Raw genomic sequence first — 14,400 nt, forward strand, 5'->3', positions numbered from 1 at the left:
CGAATCCACTATGCGTAAATCTCAGCTGTTGGCCGCCTCTTCACGCCACTTGACAGCATGTGTCTGGACTATGTTTAAGAATTCATGAAGTGCAGGTGAAATCCATTTTTTGTGATGATAGACAATCTGCGTAGCTACACGCTGTGCCTCATCATTCCAATTCAGCCGGGCCAGCTTACCCTCTGCCAGCTCACTTCTCACCGTTATCAGCGGCAGGAAGGAGATACCCAATCCCGACATCACACACTGCTTAATCGCTTCAATACTCCAAAATTCCAGATTCGGATCGGGAAATACGCCGTGACTGTTCAAATGACGTTCAAAAAGTGTCCGGTAGGTGCAGCCCGTCTCGGTATGGAGAATGGTTTCATTTTTAAGATCAATCGGTTCAACCTCCGCCGCATTCATTAGCGGGTGATTCAGCGGCGCTATCATTGTCATGGCCTCATGAATCAGCGTTTCACATTGTAAATCCTTATACTCCGTCTCAGGCTGAAGCAGAAAAGCAAGGTCAAGCTCACCTGTTCGGACAAAATCAGTCAGCTCCCAGCAAGCGCCGGGCTTCAGCGTAATCTGAACCTGCGGATGACAGCCGCGGAATTCCTTAATAATTCCCGGCAGCCGGAAAGCCGCCAGCGATTCAGGCGCACCAATGCGCAGTACACCCGACAGCTCCGTCTCTGAGCGCAGCGCATCGCGCGCCAGCGAATGCATCCGCGAGATTTCCTGCGCATAGGGAAGTAAACGGCGTCCGGCATCGGTGAGCATGATTTTTTTGCCGATCCGGTCAAATAAAGGCTGGCCGAGCTCAGCCTCCAGGGACTGAATCTGTGCTGTAATACTGGACTGGGCATAGTCCAGCTTTTGGGCAGCCCGCGTGAAACTGCCAGCTTCCACTACAACCAGGAACGTGAATAAATGCCGTGATTCCATAGAACGTTCATAACCCTCCCCTGTTTCATGCTATTATCGGTTTTTTGAATGGATAGTATTTAATAATTCCGTTTTTCCAATGGATTCATTATCTGATACTCTGTACTTAAATACAAGGAAAGCGGGACTATTATATGAAGGAAAAACATTCACTGGAACGTAATATCGGGATGCCGCAGGCGATTGCACTCTACATCGGCGCCGTCCTTGGATCGGGCGTGCTGATTGTTCCCGGTCTGGCGGCGGAAATGTCCGGCCCGGCTTCCCTGCTGGCCTGGGGGTTCATGACTCTGCTCATTCTGCCCCTGGCGCTATCCATGGGACTGCTCTCCGCCAAATTCCCGAACGCAGGCGGGGTGTCCTATTTCGTCACTCTGGCCTTCGGCCCGAAAGCCGGGAGCCTGGTCGGCTGGTTCTTTCTGATGTCCGTTCCGATCGGCGGGCCGGTAGCTGCTCTGACTGGAGCCGGTTATATGACAGCAGCCCTTGGCTGGGGTGACGGCGCAAGAATTGCGATAGCTGCAGCCATGCTGGCCATCGGACTGATCACGAACTGGATCGGCATGCAGGTAGCGGGCAAAGTACAGATCGCTGTCGTAATCGCCATTATTGCCGTATTGGTCTTCTCCTTCGCCGCAGCACTCCCGCGGATGGAAAGTGTACATTTCACGCCATTTATGCCTCACGGCTGGACCAGTATCGGGCAGTCGGCGGCCATTCTTTTCTGGTGCTTCATCGGCTGGGAAGCCGTATCCCATCTGTCTGAAGAATTTAAGGACCCGCAGCGGGCCGCGGTTAAAGGCGTCACAATTGCCGCCATTATCGTCGGAGTCCTCTACTTCCTGTCGGCACTGGCCACTGTCGGCACCCAAAGCTACCTCCGGGGCGGAGCAGACTCCTCGCTGGTCTGGATCATCAGCCAGCCGCTCGGTTCATGGGGCGGATTTATTGCCGGGTTAACGGGGCTGTTCATCTGTACCGCTACGATTATTGCTTATACCGGTGCAGCTTCCCGGGTGGCGTTCGCGTTGTCCCGCCAAGGATATGCCCCGAAATGGATGGGCCGTTTATCAGAGCGGTATCATACGCCTACCGGGGCTATCGGGTTTTTGCTGGCCTGTTTTGCAGCTGTATTATTCCTGTATGGCAGTGGTCTATTGTCCATTACCACCTTGATCCAGTTTCCGAATGCCACTTTCATTTTGACCTATATCGGCGGCTGTGCTGCAGGCATCCGGCTGCTCAAAGGCCACCGCCCCGGCGTCATAATCAGCTGGATTTCATTTGCGGCTACGGTGTCTGTGTTCCCTTTTACCGGCTGGGCGATTGGCTATCCGCTAGTCATCACTGCGGTTTTTACAATAATTATTTTACTAAGAAATAAACATGCTTCTATTACTGACCTGTCTGAGGTCAATACCCCACAGGAGAAGTCCAAAGTAATCTAAAAATACGCAAAACCGGTTATCCCATACAAACAGGCCTCGTTGTCCTTATCATTCAAGGATAACGCGGCCTGTTCTCTTTTCCATTCTCGTGCTATTGTATTTCCACGGCAAATACTGCTGAGGTCTGATTAAGTGTGTACTTCCCGTCTGCAGTCGTCCATGTCGCAAAATAAGTGTAGTAATATACTCCACTCTCTTTAGGAGCTGCAAATCCGCCTTCTGATAAGGGAACGGCTTCATACGAGTTGTCGTCCTTTATCTCTGCTACATTAACCTTGGACGGCTGGGGCTGATAATCAAGTAGAATCTGAATATCTTCACCCGGCGCAACGGAGGTTAAAGCCTGCCCGTTATACATCGTTTTACCCCCAACGTAATCACGGCAGCCCAGATAATCCCAGCAATAACTGTCTTGGACCACAGGAATTTCCGTAGTCCCGGCGGTTACTTTGGGGAGCGGAGGCTGTGCCCTGTATGTCCTTTCCGCCATTGGCATATCTTTTAGTTCAGGTATTTCCGCCTTCTCTGCGATAGTTTCGGTGTTGGGTTGCCCGCTGCAGCCAGCCAACAATAAGACGAATATGGCCACAGCTGCTAATTTCCGGCCGATTCTCATAGTGATCACCTCACCTCAATACAAACGCAAAATTTGGATAAATGTTGCTGACACTCTTAATTCTCAGCGAAGCCGTTATGCGTAAACCAATGATTCCGTTGTTTCAGAATGTGCAAATAGGTTTATGGACTGGAGAGAGTCTACCTATATTCAGATAAAAGGAGAGATACATTTACTATGTCAGATAAAAAGATCATTCTAGAGCCTGCAGCCCTTAAATTTGCCAATGATAATGCGGAACCCCCTTTTCTGCCTGACCTGGGTCCGGAAAAAGGCCGCGAGACTGTTAACAGCGTACAATCCGGCGAAGTTTATAAGCCTGAGGCTGACATTCAAGATCTTACTGTCTCCGGCGGTCCCGGCGGTGAGGTGCGTGTGCGGATTCTCCGTCCGCAGAATACAACTGGCAAAGCTCTCCCTGTAATTCTCTATATCCATGGCGCAGGCTGGGTATTCGGCAACAGTCATACCCACGACCGGCTCATCCGTGAACTGGCTGTCGGTGCTGAAGCGGCGGTAATATTCCCGGAATATAGCCTCTCTCCGGAAGCCAAATATCCAACTGCCATCGAAGAAATCTATGCCGTACTGGAATGGATTGCCCGGGACGGCGCTGAGTACGGACTGGACAGCGGAAAATTGACGGTAGCCGGTGACAGTGTCGGCGGTAACATGACAGCGGCCATTACACTGATGGCAAAAGAACGCAGCGGGCCGAAAATCGCCAAGCAGCTGCTGTTCTATCCGGTTACGGATGCCTCATTTGATACCGAATCCTATCATTTGTTCGCCGAGGGGTATTTCCTCCAGCGGACAGGCATGCAGTGGTTCTGGGATCAGTATACTACTAGTCCCGAGGACCGTGCACAAATCACTGCCTCCCCGCTCCGTGCCAGTCTCGAGCAGCTTAGCGGTCTGCCGGAAGCCCTGATTATTACCGGAGAAGCAGATGTACTCCGCGATGAGGGCGAAGCCTATGCCAATAAATTGCGTGAAGCGGGTGTGGCCGTAACGGCTGTGCGTTTCCAGGGTATCATCCATGATTTTGTTATGCTGAATGCACTGGCGGATACAGAGGCCAAAAAAGGCGCGTTGCTGCTGGCAACCGCTTGGCTGAAGCAATAAATCCTGTCACTACAGATTTCGATAACAGCCTGGCCAGCCCAAAACTATCCGGAACTGGCCAGGTTTTTTGGTATACATATGAACTAAAATGATTTTTAGGTTACATAATATTTAATATGTAAACTAAATATTATTATTTTCCATAATCAAGAAACTTTATTGTAATCAGGAAGTCTACTTCATATGAGAAGAAATAAGGAGTTGAGCTGCTTGTCAAAATTATTCAAACTTGGTTTTACTGCATTTCTGGCCTCCGGCCTGCTTGTTTACAGTATGGCTTCTATAACAGATGCCAGATCATCAATTATCAATCCTCTGAATACCCGCTCTGCCCTTTTCGCAGCTGCAAAGGCCTCCCTATCCCCAAAACCTGCAGCCATCCAAGTGCGCTGGCAGGCAAAAGCAGACGGAGGCGGATTCAGTGCCGGGAAACAGCCCGTCTCGAACGGCGTCATCTATTATTCCGCAAACAACATCCTGTACGCCAAAAATATCAGCACTGGCAAACTGCTCTGGTCTTATAGAAATGCTGCCAATCCGCAAATTGTAACGAACAATTCTGTCTTTGTCTTCGCTAACAGTGATCATCTGCTGAAAATCTCAGCGACTACCGGCAAGCTGATCTGGAAGGTTAAGGTAGCCCGGCTCCCGATGGAAGTCGGCGGGCAAGCCCGTCTGATTAATGGAAAAGTTATTTTTGCCAATGAGCGCGGAGGCATTATCGCCTACAATCCCGTCTCAGGCAAGAAGCTATGGGAAAATCCAAAGATCCCCATGTACGCAGGAAGCCTCTACGGTGAGTATAATGGGGTTTTAGTTGTATACAGCACTGTCAACAATATCCGCTCACAATTTTATGGTCTGGACCCGGCAACAGGTAAGCAGTTATGGAGAACCGAAGGAATCTATGATGTCATCTCTGTAGATGGAGGGAATTTCGTGCTGCAGAAGCGGGCCAACGAGCAAAACAAGACAATAGCAGCCCCTGTGCCAGGCCATTTGCTGACTCTGGTTCAAATGGACCCCGCAACCGGTATAATAACAGGTGAGGAAAACTATCAGCCGCTGGGTGATGTCAGACGGACAGGCAGCTTCTTCACGTTTATTCAAAAGCCTTATATCTATGCGGCAAGTGGAGATCCTGATCAGTCTGAAATTTCGCTTACCCGTTTCACACGCGGCCAAGGGGAATCCGCTGCCTCCAAAAGCTATAACGGATACGGAAGCTGGGTTGCCGGCCCTGTGGAGGGAATGGCATTTTTCCAGCAAGGCACCAAATTAACTGGAGTCAATCTCGCAAATGACCGTATACAAACGTTCAATACCCCCTCCAGCAAAATTGTCAAAGTGGAGAAGAAAGATCATTACGTATTTGCAAGCTATGAGGACGGAAGCTTCTCGGTCATGGATGCAGAATCCGGAGCATCGCTCGGCCAGTTTAACACCGGACTATCCTATACTTATTTCGGCAATATAGCAATTGATAACGGAACAGCGCTGATTCGGTTTGAAAGTAAACTGTTCGCAGTCTCTTTGCCGAAATAAAAGAATAGGACTTCCCCCGGAAGTCCTTTTTACTGTCTATCGGATCGTCCGCAAATACTCGCCAATTCTTCGGGCAGCCTCCAGAAGCCGTACTTCATCCTCCACCAGGGCAATCCTTACAAAGCCTTCCCCTTCTGCCCCAAAAGCATCGCCAGGAATGACCACCACGCCGGTCTTCAGCACCAGCTCATGGGCAAACTGCCGTGACCTTCCCTCCTGTTCTGTAAAAGTGTATCCTTCAGGCAGCGGTGCCCAGATGAACATCGTTGCTGCGGGACTGGGAACGGCCCACCCCTCCTTGGCTAGCGCGTCAACAAACAGGTCCCGCCGGCGCTCATACAGCGGGGCCACCTCAAGCCGGCCGTTCCCCTGCATCGCCAGCTCCAGCGCCAGCACCGCTGCTTCCTGCACCGGATTGAACACACCATAATCTACATTGCTTTTAAGCTCCCTAAGTGCCCCTACGGCTTCACGGTTGCCGGTCATAAAACCGATACGGCTGCCGGCCATATTAAAGCTTTTGGAAAAGGAATGGAACTCCACTGCCGTATGTATTGCTCCAGGCACCTGCAGAATGCTTATCGGCCGGTAACCACCAAAACCCATCTCGGAATAGGCGAGATCATGAATGATCAGTACATCCCATTTGTTCGCTAAGGCAACCAGCTTCTCCATATAAGCCAGGTCTACGGTTACAGAAATCGGATTTCCGGGGAAGCTGAGCAGAATAAAGACCGCTTCCTGCCATACTGCCTCCGGTATGCTGTCCAAATCCGGCAGGAACGCATTTTCCTCAAGCAGCGGAAGCGGCCAGGCTCTAACTCCGGCTAATGCCAGCGCTCCTGTATAAATCGGATAACCCGGGTCAGGTACAATCGCGAGGTCACCCGGATTGCATAACGCTAAGGCGAGATGGGCCAAGCCATCCTGCGAACCCATTAACGATACCAGCTCCTCCTCCGGGTCAACCTCTACCCCAAACCGCCAGTTCATCCACTTCGCCGCTTGTTCACGGAATTCAGCACTTCCTTTGGAAGCCGGATAAGAATAACTATCCTCTCTAAGCACGGCCGCACTTAAAGCTTGGCGTATCTCAGGAGCGGGCGCCTGATCGGGACTGCCGATTCCGAGATCAATGACATCCAGACCTGAACTCCGGGCTTCCTCCTTCCAGCTGGCCACCTCCGAAAAAATCGATGAGCCCAAGCGGGAAAGCTTGTCCGATCTCCATTTTTGCCCGGAGGCTGCTTTGTCAGTTTTCAAAACTATCCACCTGCCTGTTTTTGAATCATTATAGCACGGGTCGGGAATAGATGGGGTAAGCGAGTTAGCAAATGGTATAAAATAGTAATTTCCACTCTTTTTTAACCAGGCCTTGTGCGTGAACAGTTATTAAAATTGATTCAAGCTGAAACAGCGTATAATTTAAGTTATACGCTGTTTTTTTGGGCCCAAATGAGCTGCTTTTTGACTAAAATGACGAACGATTTAAACAGGCGATACTCTCAATAACTTTCTCAACAAAATGGAAAGCAGGCTTTACATTTGTTGGTTTTAATGATATTTTAGATATGGAAAGCATGCTTTCCATCTTGCGATGTGAGGTGATCCTTTGAAAAACAGGCTTGAGGAAATACGCAAACAGCACGGTATTAAGCAGGAGGAGCTTGCAGCAGCGCTTGAGGTATCCAGACAGACGATCGGCTCGCTCGAAAATGGAAGATACAACCCTTCCATCATTTTAGCTTTGAAAATCGCCCGTTATTTCAACCTGTCCGTTGAGGAGATTTTTATCTACGAGGAGGAACAGAAATGAGAAGATCATCGGCTTTCTACGCAGTACTGCTGTTCATCGGAATCTGCGCAATTGCAGCAAGCTTCTTTTTTAACAATGAGGAATTCAAGGCTCTCTCGGGTACGATGATCGGCATTGGGGCGGGCAGTGCGGGGGTTAGTATATCCAACTTATTAATGAACCGTGCAGCACGCAAAAATCCTGAGCTTGAAAAGCAGGCCACCATCGACTATAACGATGAACGGAATACGGTTATCCGTAACCGGGCCAAAGCTAAGGCTGCAGACATCACGCAATGGCTGATCATGGCGATCGCCTATATTACAATTCTTATTTCAGCCCCTTTATGGGTGACACTTGCTGTAGTTGTAGTATTTTTGATTTACCATTTCATGAGTCATTATCTGATGGTCCAATACCAGAAAAGTATGTAAAACACAGCAGCGCCAGCCCGCAAATCAACGATACCTTACGGCTGGCGCTTCCCGTGTTTCAGTTAACCGTTATTCCCACAATCTGATGACATCAACCAACTCATTCCCGTTAAAATCCAGCCTGTATACATCCGGTTTGGACATGTTTAGCAGGAAATCCAAGTCGTACTTGTTGTCATAATGTTTCATAATCAAAGTCATTACGGCTCCATGTGTGCCTAAAGCTATCTTCTGTCCGTCATAATTCTTTAACAACTCTTCTAAAACGGTTACAGCCCGGCTCTGACATCCGGCATTCGATTCTCCCCCCGGCAAAGAAAAATCAGGATCAATAAATGACCTCTCCAATAGTGGAATTAACTCCTCATCAGGCAAGCGTTTATCTTCATTTAAGAAGATTCTTTCTTTAAGATCTTCGTATAACAGAACCTCCCGGCCGCTGGCCTCAGCCAAATCCCCGATGGTTAGAATCGCCCTTAGATAAGGGCTTGAGACAAAAACCTCTATATCTTCTTGTTTCAATAACTCAGTTACTTGATGTGCATCCCTCTTCCCTTTTTCCGTCAAACCTCTGGTTCTTTCGTTTTTGCTGTTCTCATTCATTGGTGATTCACCATGTCTTACCATATAAACCGAAGTGTGCATAGCTTCCTCCTGAAATATATTTTTCCGGATGATTAATGAAATACAACTTTCACACTATATTAGTAATAACTGGTATGTCAATGAGAAAGTACTAGTCTTGCCAGGACAGGCATAGGATAGGGTATTACGAGTGAAGGTGGGAAACCTTATGTCCAAGAATAAACGCGGCAAAGCACTCTGGCGGATGCCGTCCCGCAGCAGAGGAACCTGTCCAATCTGTGGAAGCACACGGATTAAACTGCTCTATATCGGCAAAAGTGCCGACGGCGGCAAGCTGGATGTCTGCAAAAAGTGTGACGGTAAGCAGGCGGTTTAACCGCTTAGCCCCGCTTAACGCAGGCTGTGTATAGCACTCATACTTAAGGGGAGCACCGTTCTGTACGGTACTCCCCTCTATGATTACATTTAAATAGAATCCTTCTATTCATGCTGCGGCACCCAGTTACGGACACCGTTATCCTCCAGAATCCCTAAAGTCACATCCGAAATATGCGGGTCAGCCAGCAGCTTGTCCCTCACCTTGAACTTGATATCGTCGGCATCCGCCAGCGATAAGCCCCGCCGCAGCTCGATCAGGCCTTCTATATGATAATAACGCCCTTCCTGGAGAATCCGCATCTGAAAAATATCAGTAACCTGCGGCTCGTCGAAGATGATCTTCGCTACCTTATCCTCGATTTCCGGTGGTGCGGCGACACCGATCAGTCCAACCATATTGTCATAACCTACACGGAAGGCTACCCCAATCATCATAAAGGCAATCAAAATACTGGTGATGCCGTCAAGCAGATGAAAATTGGTTAGCGCGGTGACCAGCACGGCAATCATTGCCAGCAGCCCCCCTGTTGTAGCCACCAGATCTTCATAGTAGACAAGCCGGGTCGGCGGAGCCGCCCGTTTCACATTTTTGAGTGAGACTGTAAGCTTGCCCAAGCCTTTGGCATCAACCCGTGCTTCATGGAGCACTTCATTCATCGCCCTCACCCATACAAATCCGTCCACGGCAATTGACATCACCAGTACCAGCACATTGATCCAATAACCGCTGCTCTCCTCTGCCGGATGCTTCAGCAGATGGAACCCTTCCAGCATCGTTTCATATGCCATGACCGTAACGACAATTACCGCGACCATGCAGAACAGGTTGATCACCCGTCCGAAGCCGTCGGGGAAGCGACGCGTAGGCCTTTTCTCAGCCAGCACACTGCCCGTAAAAACAAACATCTGATTGACGGCATCGGCAATTGAATGCATCATGGTTGCGAACATCGAACCGCTTCCGGTCAGAGCAAAAGCAGCCCCTTTCACTATTGCAATACAAGTATTGCCTATAGCTGCCGATCCTGAGGATCTGTTGCCTTTTTTGATCAAATTTCCAATCGTTTCGCGTTTCTCGTCCATAATTCTGGCAGCCTCCTTACGCATCCGTCCATTTACCGGCACAGCCGTACCGCAAATGATATCCGATTTGTTGTCCACTCAACTTATGTACTTATTAACCTTATGAGGACAAATCCTATCACTTGCTATATGAGGAGACTACCATCATCAAAAACTAATCGATAAGCTGCATTTCACCGGTGCATGCATCGCAAATCCATTCACTCTTCAGCACATAGGTCAGAATCGCCTTCTTGCCCGCTGTATCTGTTACATCCGGTTCAAACAGGTATTGCAGCTGCAGGTTGATCTTTTCTTTCATATGTTCCCATGCCGTTGATCTTGAAACTAGCGCTTTTTGCAGTCCATCTAATTCCAGCTCGTTGACTGCCATTGTGAATTTCAGCGCATCCATAACGTTTTTGACCTTCCAGGTATGATGATCGATAACTAGCCGGATACCCGCTCCTATTACAGAAATATCGTTCACAACACGGTGGATCTCCACAACAATCTGATTCCCATGCATACTTTTAACCACATTTTGCCCATAATTTTGTATAAATGCAAACTGGCATGACTCTGTATTGTGATGTGTTTTTAGGTAGGAAACAGCTATATCTTTAGATTTAAGGATATCCTCCTCAGTAACCATTGTGAAAAAAGGATGCGGCGCATAGGGATCTGCCTCGCTTACCCCATTTTCAAGCTTCAAGCTGTCATAATCGGCATCAAAAATCGGCTGATGCAAAACAGAAATCTGCTCATTACGCTGCGGCATAGTAGTCGAAAGATCTATAATCTCCAGCAATTCGGGTTGATCTGAATACACAAGTTGCCCCGTATGTGCGTTATAAGTATCCTCGCGGAACATATAAAAGGGATGAGCGGATGCAAGGTAGCTGATATAGGCAAGGATTAGCTGCTCATTTCCAAAGGATTGCCGGAGCTCACTCTCCGGGATCAAACCTGTACGTTCTTCAAAAGCGCACTCATCCCAAGTACAATTCAGGTGAATCAGCTCGTAATTGGTATTTAGCTTAATCTCCAGTGCCTGGTAGTCTCTAATAGGTATTCCTTGATACTGCCGTTGAAAGCTCATTCGGAACAAAGTTTCGCCGATAACGGTTTTCCGGACCAGCTTCAGCTCCTGTGGTTTGATTCCAAGCTCTAATCTCCCAATCCACTCGAGAACACGCGGATATAGCACCTCATACCTGCTCTCTTCCATCTCATTTTCCACCCGGATGTGCTCCGGACGATAGTCATGTCTGTAAAAAGCAAGCATTCTGCCGGTCTGGGCGTCCAGCTCTGCGCGAATCGTATGCCGGTTAGCTAATCCGTCTTTATCCAGATCGGCTTCACCTCTTTTATTCCATTCCAGTTCTATTTTATAAAAAGGCTGCTGATTATACTCCGGATTCCGGTAAATTCCGCTACGTATCAACTCATGAGAATCGGGAAGGTTGGCCCATTGTCCCACTTGAGTGATTGCTTGCTGAATAGAAATCAGTTTCAACTGCTGTCACTCCTTTTAATTGAATCCCGTTTTGATCCACAGTCTGGAAATATCGAGGAACCCGAAGGATCCGGTATGCAGGCCGAACAAACTCTGATTGAGCTGCGCTCTTTTGTTCATATGGCATCCATAGAGTAGCCATGCATTGTCGCGGAGAACGTCTTCCATTTGCTCGAGCAGGCGGCATCTGCCATCTTCAGGCAGCTCTGCAAAGTGATCAAGCTCTTGCTCTATTCTGTCGCGCTGGCTGTCTTCCAGCAACACATGAAGATGATTAGACTTGTTCACAAAATAATTGATCATTCCCCACTGCCAGTCATCCTCCAGCACTTCTTCCGCAAACACAAAATCAGCCTGGCACATGATTTCTTTCAGGTTATAATCCTTGTAATCCAGCAGTCTGAATTGCAGGCCAATTCCGGCTCCGCGCCGCTGAAGCCATTCCGCTTCCTCCCGCTCATCTTTCTTGGGAAGATATCCAAGGATAATGACTTCACCGCTATAACCGCTTAAATCAAGCAGCTGTTTCGCTTGTTCAAGTGAAGGTTCAACCCATGTGCTCTTCCGGCTTCTCCAGGGAAGGAAACTGTCAGCAGGGGTAATCCGGTTACCTCCGAGTTCTCTGATCAACGCAAGCGGGTGATATAGAAGTCTCATTGCCTGACGAAAATGAAGATTGTGCTGAAATCCATTTTTGCGGAAATTGGAGAGGATATATCTGCATCCCAGAGCCGGATAATCAATGCTGTTATTAGTACATGGCTCTGAGGACGGGCGGAATTCCTCTACCTCCGGAAGCTGGTAATGGCGTTCACTGGCCCTCTGATCCGGCAAATACCAGATCTCAACCCGGTCCAGTAGCGGCCGGATGCCGTAATAATCATCAAATGCAGCAAGCACCAGAACATCATCACTTAAATTCATCACCCGGTAAGGCCCCGTTCCAAGTGGTTTTTCCGCAGAAAAATCCACATCGCAGGGAAGAACCGACATATAGATTGAACTCAGCAGGTGCAGGAAAAAGCGGTTTGGCCTGGACAGATCAAAGCGGATACGGTGATCCCCTAGCAGCTCCACATCAGTAATGTGACGGAAGTGCCACAAGGCCGGACTATTCTGATCCTTCAGGTGCTGCAGCGTTTCCTTGACATCCCTGGCTGTCATGACCCGCCCATGATGGAACCGCACACCTTTGCGCAGATAAAAAATATAACTGGTATAGGTCTCATTCACTTCCCACATGTGGGCCAGAGCCGGTAAAAACCGGCCTCCGGATGGTTCATAAGTCACCAGTGTGCTGTACATTTGACTGATCAAAAAGGCTTCAAAAGCGGTGTATACACAGGAAGGATCCAGCTTCTGCATATGCCGGTTGCGTGTGATCCGCAGGACATCAAGACCCTCTGTCGATTCAGTCTCACTGTGATAGCCCATCTGTTTATTGAGCATGGTCAACAGTCGTTCCTTCAAAGGACCGTTTACCTCGGGTATACCGATCAGGTCTATGCCCTGCTTAATCTTCCCCCTGCCGATAAGCTCCTGCAGAGCATCTTCCAGCACCTCATCCACGCTGCGTACAAAGGTCAGTTCGGAAATATGGCCTCTGCCTCTTCCCGGCTGCCAGTGAATAAACGACTTTTCTTCAAGCTTGCGCAGGATAAACTTCACATTCCGCGGGGTGCAGCAAAGAACCTCAGCAAGCTGTTCAATACTTACCATTAGGGGTTCATGTATTCTAAAAGGGGTATTAATCTCGGCGGCCAGCCGGAGAAAATGAGAGATATTGTTATCCAAGATTATCACTCCTTTAAAGGTGAAAGGGATTGTGGAAAACTTACACTTTTACTTCCCCCTTTTATCATTACAATTATACATAACAAAGCGTTGATTAACAGTCCCAAAAATCCGAAAGCAGACTAGGAGATCTACAAGCTTATGAAACAACATTTACAGCATATTCATCCATTGGCGTGGACAATTATTATCGGGACCATGTTCGGCCGGCTGGTAACATCGATGAGCATTCCTTTTTTATCGATTTATTTAACCCAGGTGCTCGGCGCTTCCCCGACACAGACAGGCTTTACAGTAGCGGTTAGCTCGCTTGCAGGCGTGATGATAAGCTTCTACGGCGGGTATATCTCCGATGTGATCGGGCGCAAAATCGTCATGCTGGTCTCTGTATTCGGCTGGGCCTGTGTCTTCTTCGGCTTCTCTGCCGCTCAGCATTTGTGGGTGTTTTTCCTCGTGAATACATTGAACGGTATTTGCCGCGCTGTATTTGAACCTACCTCACGCGCGCTGCTCTCGGATATTACGCCGCCTGAGCACAAGCTGCTCGTATTCAATCTAAGATACGCCGCCGTTAATCTTGGTGTAGTCTTCGGTCCGATCATTGGCCTTCAGCTGGGTTCAGCTAAGTCGACGTTCCCCTTCCTGATTGCCGGAATCGTCTATATCGCTTATGGACTGGTATTGTTCGCGCAGTTCCGTGTACACCATTCTACGCTGCCGCAGCGTTCGGAAGCTCAGGCGCCTAAACTGCGCGTGGCACTGGCAACCGCCGGCCGGGACCGCGTATTCCTACCCGTACTTCTCGGTACCATCTTCTGTGTACTGGGTTATGGACATTTCAGCTCCACGCTGGCACAGTATCTGGCGATGAATACGCATTTTACAGATGGCGGAAAGGTGTTCTCGTATATGCTGTCGCTAAATGCAGTGACCGTGCTGGTCGTACAGTACCCGATTGTCCGCACGGCCAGCAAGTTTTCACCCATTGTTCCCCTAATTCTCGGGAATATCTGTGTAGCCCTTAGCATGCTGCTGTTCGGAATCGCTGGCGGAGTCGCTCTCCTCATGGCGGGTGTCATCTTGTTCACGATCGGAGAGGTACTGCTCTTCACCATGATGGATATGCTGATCGACCGGATCGCGAAGCCGGAGTGGAAAGGCACTTA

The 14,400-nt window shown here is 48.9% G+C and carries 14 protein-coding genes; 7 read left to right on the plus strand and 7 right to left on the minus strand.

From position 1 onward, the window contains the following. Positions 1-21: 21 nt before the first annotated feature. A complete protein-coding gene (locus AQR02_RS12725) occupies positions 22-933 on the minus strand; it encodes a LysR family transcriptional regulator (protein WP_054940812.1) in 912 nt (303 codons plus the stop codon). A gap of 134 nt (positions 934-1,067) precedes the next feature. Between AQR02_RS12725 and AQR02_RS12730 the strand changes: the two genes are divergently transcribed. Beyond that, positions 1,068-2,381: an APC family permease gene (locus tag AQR02_RS12730; RefSeq protein ID WP_054940813.1), complete on the plus strand. Its 1,314-nt coding sequence runs from the start codon at positions 1,068-1,070 to the stop codon at positions 2,379-2,381. A gap of 91 nt (positions 2,382-2,472) precedes the next feature. Here AQR02_RS12730 and AQR02_RS12735 read toward each other — a convergent pair whose 3' ends face one another. Further along, positions 2,473-2,871 carry a hypothetical protein gene (locus tag AQR02_RS12735; RefSeq protein ID WP_159067759.1) on the minus strand — a complete coding sequence of 133 codons (399 nt, stop codon included), beginning with the start codon at positions 2,869-2,871 and terminating at the stop codon, positions 2,473-2,475. A gap of 303 nt (positions 2,872-3,174) precedes the next feature. Here AQR02_RS12735 and AQR02_RS12740 point away from each other — a divergent pair, with 303 nt between their 5' ends. Continuing rightward, entirely contained in the window at positions 3,175-4,122 is a 948-nt protein-coding gene (locus tag AQR02_RS12740) for an alpha/beta hydrolase fold domain-containing protein (protein WP_054940815.1), read from the plus strand. Positions 4,123-4,332: 210 nt separating this feature from the next. Continuing rightward, entirely contained in the window at positions 4,333-5,667 is a 1,335-nt protein-coding gene (locus AQR02_RS12745) for an outer membrane protein assembly factor BamB family protein (protein WP_054940816.1), read from the plus strand. Between the two features lie 36 nt (positions 5,668-5,703). Here the strand turns inward: AQR02_RS12745 and AQR02_RS12750 are convergent, their stop codons facing one another. Then, on the minus strand, positions 5,704-6,930 hold the full coding sequence (locus AQR02_RS12750) for an aminotransferase class I/II-fold pyridoxal phosphate-dependent enzyme (protein WP_054940817.1): 1,227 nt from the start codon (positions 6,928-6,930) through the stop codon (positions 5,704-5,706). Between the two features lie 349 nt (positions 6,931-7,279). Here AQR02_RS12750 and AQR02_RS12755 point away from each other — a divergent pair, with 349 nt between their 5' ends. Both AQR02_RS12755 and AQR02_RS12760 read left to right on the plus strand, forming a co-directional pair. Further along, positions 7,280-7,483: a helix-turn-helix transcriptional regulator gene (locus AQR02_RS12755; protein WP_054940818.1), complete on the plus strand. Its 204-nt coding sequence runs from the start codon at positions 7,280-7,282 to the stop codon at positions 7,481-7,483. Continuing rightward, complete coding sequence (locus AQR02_RS12760; RefSeq protein ID WP_054940819.1) at positions 7,480-7,896, plus strand: hypothetical protein; 417 nt, start codon at positions 7,480-7,482, stop codon at positions 7,894-7,896. Before AQR02_RS12755 ends, AQR02_RS12760 begins: the two co-directional genes overlap by 4 nt. A 69-nt stretch (positions 7,897-7,965) precedes the next feature. On the opposite strand, the gene AQR02_RS12765 is transcribed toward AQR02_RS12760, so the two are convergent. Then, the gene (locus tag AQR02_RS12765) at positions 7,966-8,541 is read right to left on the minus strand and encodes a histidine phosphatase family protein (protein WP_054940820.1); all 576 of its coding nucleotides are present in this window, start codon (positions 8,539-8,541) and stop codon (positions 7,966-7,968) included. A gap of 148 nt (positions 8,542-8,689) precedes the next feature. Here AQR02_RS12765 and AQR02_RS32855 point away from each other — a divergent pair, with 148 nt between their 5' ends. Then, positions 8,690-8,857: a hypothetical protein gene (locus tag AQR02_RS32855; RefSeq protein ID WP_167347615.1), complete on the plus strand. Its 168-nt coding sequence runs from the start codon at positions 8,690-8,692 to the stop codon at positions 8,855-8,857. 104 nt (positions 8,858-8,961) lie between these two features. Here AQR02_RS32855 and AQR02_RS12770 read toward each other — a convergent pair whose 3' ends face one another. The 3 genes from AQR02_RS12770 to AQR02_RS12780 form a co-directional block, all read right to left on the minus strand. Next, complete coding sequence (locus AQR02_RS12770) at positions 8,962-9,942, minus strand: cation diffusion facilitator family transporter (protein ID WP_054940821.1); 981 nt, start codon at positions 9,940-9,942, stop codon at positions 8,962-8,964. A gap of 154 nt (positions 9,943-10,096) precedes the next feature. After that, positions 10,097-11,440, minus strand: coding sequence for a hypothetical protein (locus tag AQR02_RS12775; protein WP_054940822.1), 1,344 nt, complete (start codon positions 11,438-11,440; stop codon positions 10,097-10,099). Positions 11,441-11,455: 15 nt separating this feature from the next. After that, positions 11,456-13,234 (minus strand): ABC transporter substrate-binding protein, encoded by a 1,779-nt coding sequence (locus AQR02_RS12780; protein ID WP_054940823.1) that lies wholly within the window; start codon positions 13,232-13,234, stop codon positions 11,456-11,458. A gap of 141 nt (positions 13,235-13,375) precedes the next feature. Between AQR02_RS12780 and AQR02_RS12785 the strand changes: the two genes are divergently transcribed. After that, positions 13,376-14,400 (plus strand): MDR family MFS transporter (locus AQR02_RS12785; protein ID WP_054940824.1); only part of this gene is annotated, 1,025 nt, incomplete at its 3' end.

This window comes from Paenibacillus ihuae (assembly GCF_001368795.1).
Classification (GTDB): domain Bacteria; phylum Bacillota; class Bacilli; order Paenibacillales; family Paenibacillaceae; genus Paenibacillus_AQ; species Paenibacillus_AQ ihuae.

What these genes read in the sequence shown, in the direction of transcription:
- AQR02_RS12760 (WP_054940819.1), top strand. Translation starts at nt 7,480, where the DNA reads ATGAGAAGATCATCGGCTTTCTACGCAGTACTGCTGTTCATCGGAATC.
- AQR02_RS12735 (WP_159067759.1), bottom strand. Translation starts at nt 2,871, where the DNA reads ATGGCGGAAAGGACATACAGGGCACAGCCTCCGCTCCCCAAAGTAACC.
- AQR02_RS12770 (WP_054940821.1), bottom strand. Translation starts at nt 9,942, where the DNA reads ATGGACGAGAAACGCGAAACGATTGGAAATTTGATCAAAAAAGGCAAC.
- AQR02_RS12730 (WP_054940813.1), top strand. Translation starts at nt 1,068, where the DNA reads ATGAAGGAAAAACATTCACTGGAACGTAATATCGGGATGCCGCAGGCG.
- AQR02_RS32855 (WP_167347615.1), top strand. Translation starts at nt 8,690, where the DNA reads ATGTCCAAGAATAAACGCGGCAAAGCACTCTGGCGGATGCCGTCCCGC.
- AQR02_RS12765 (WP_054940820.1), bottom strand. Translation starts at nt 8,541, where the DNA reads ATGCACACTTCGGTTTATATGGTAAGACATGGTGAATCACCAATGAAT.
- AQR02_RS12725 (WP_054940812.1), bottom strand. Translation starts at nt 933, where the DNA reads ATGGAATCACGGCATTTATTCACGTTCCTGGTTGTAGTGGAAGCTGGC.
- AQR02_RS12740 (WP_054940815.1), top strand. Translation starts at nt 3,175, where the DNA reads ATGTCAGATAAAAAGATCATTCTAGAGCCTGCAGCCCTTAAATTTGCC.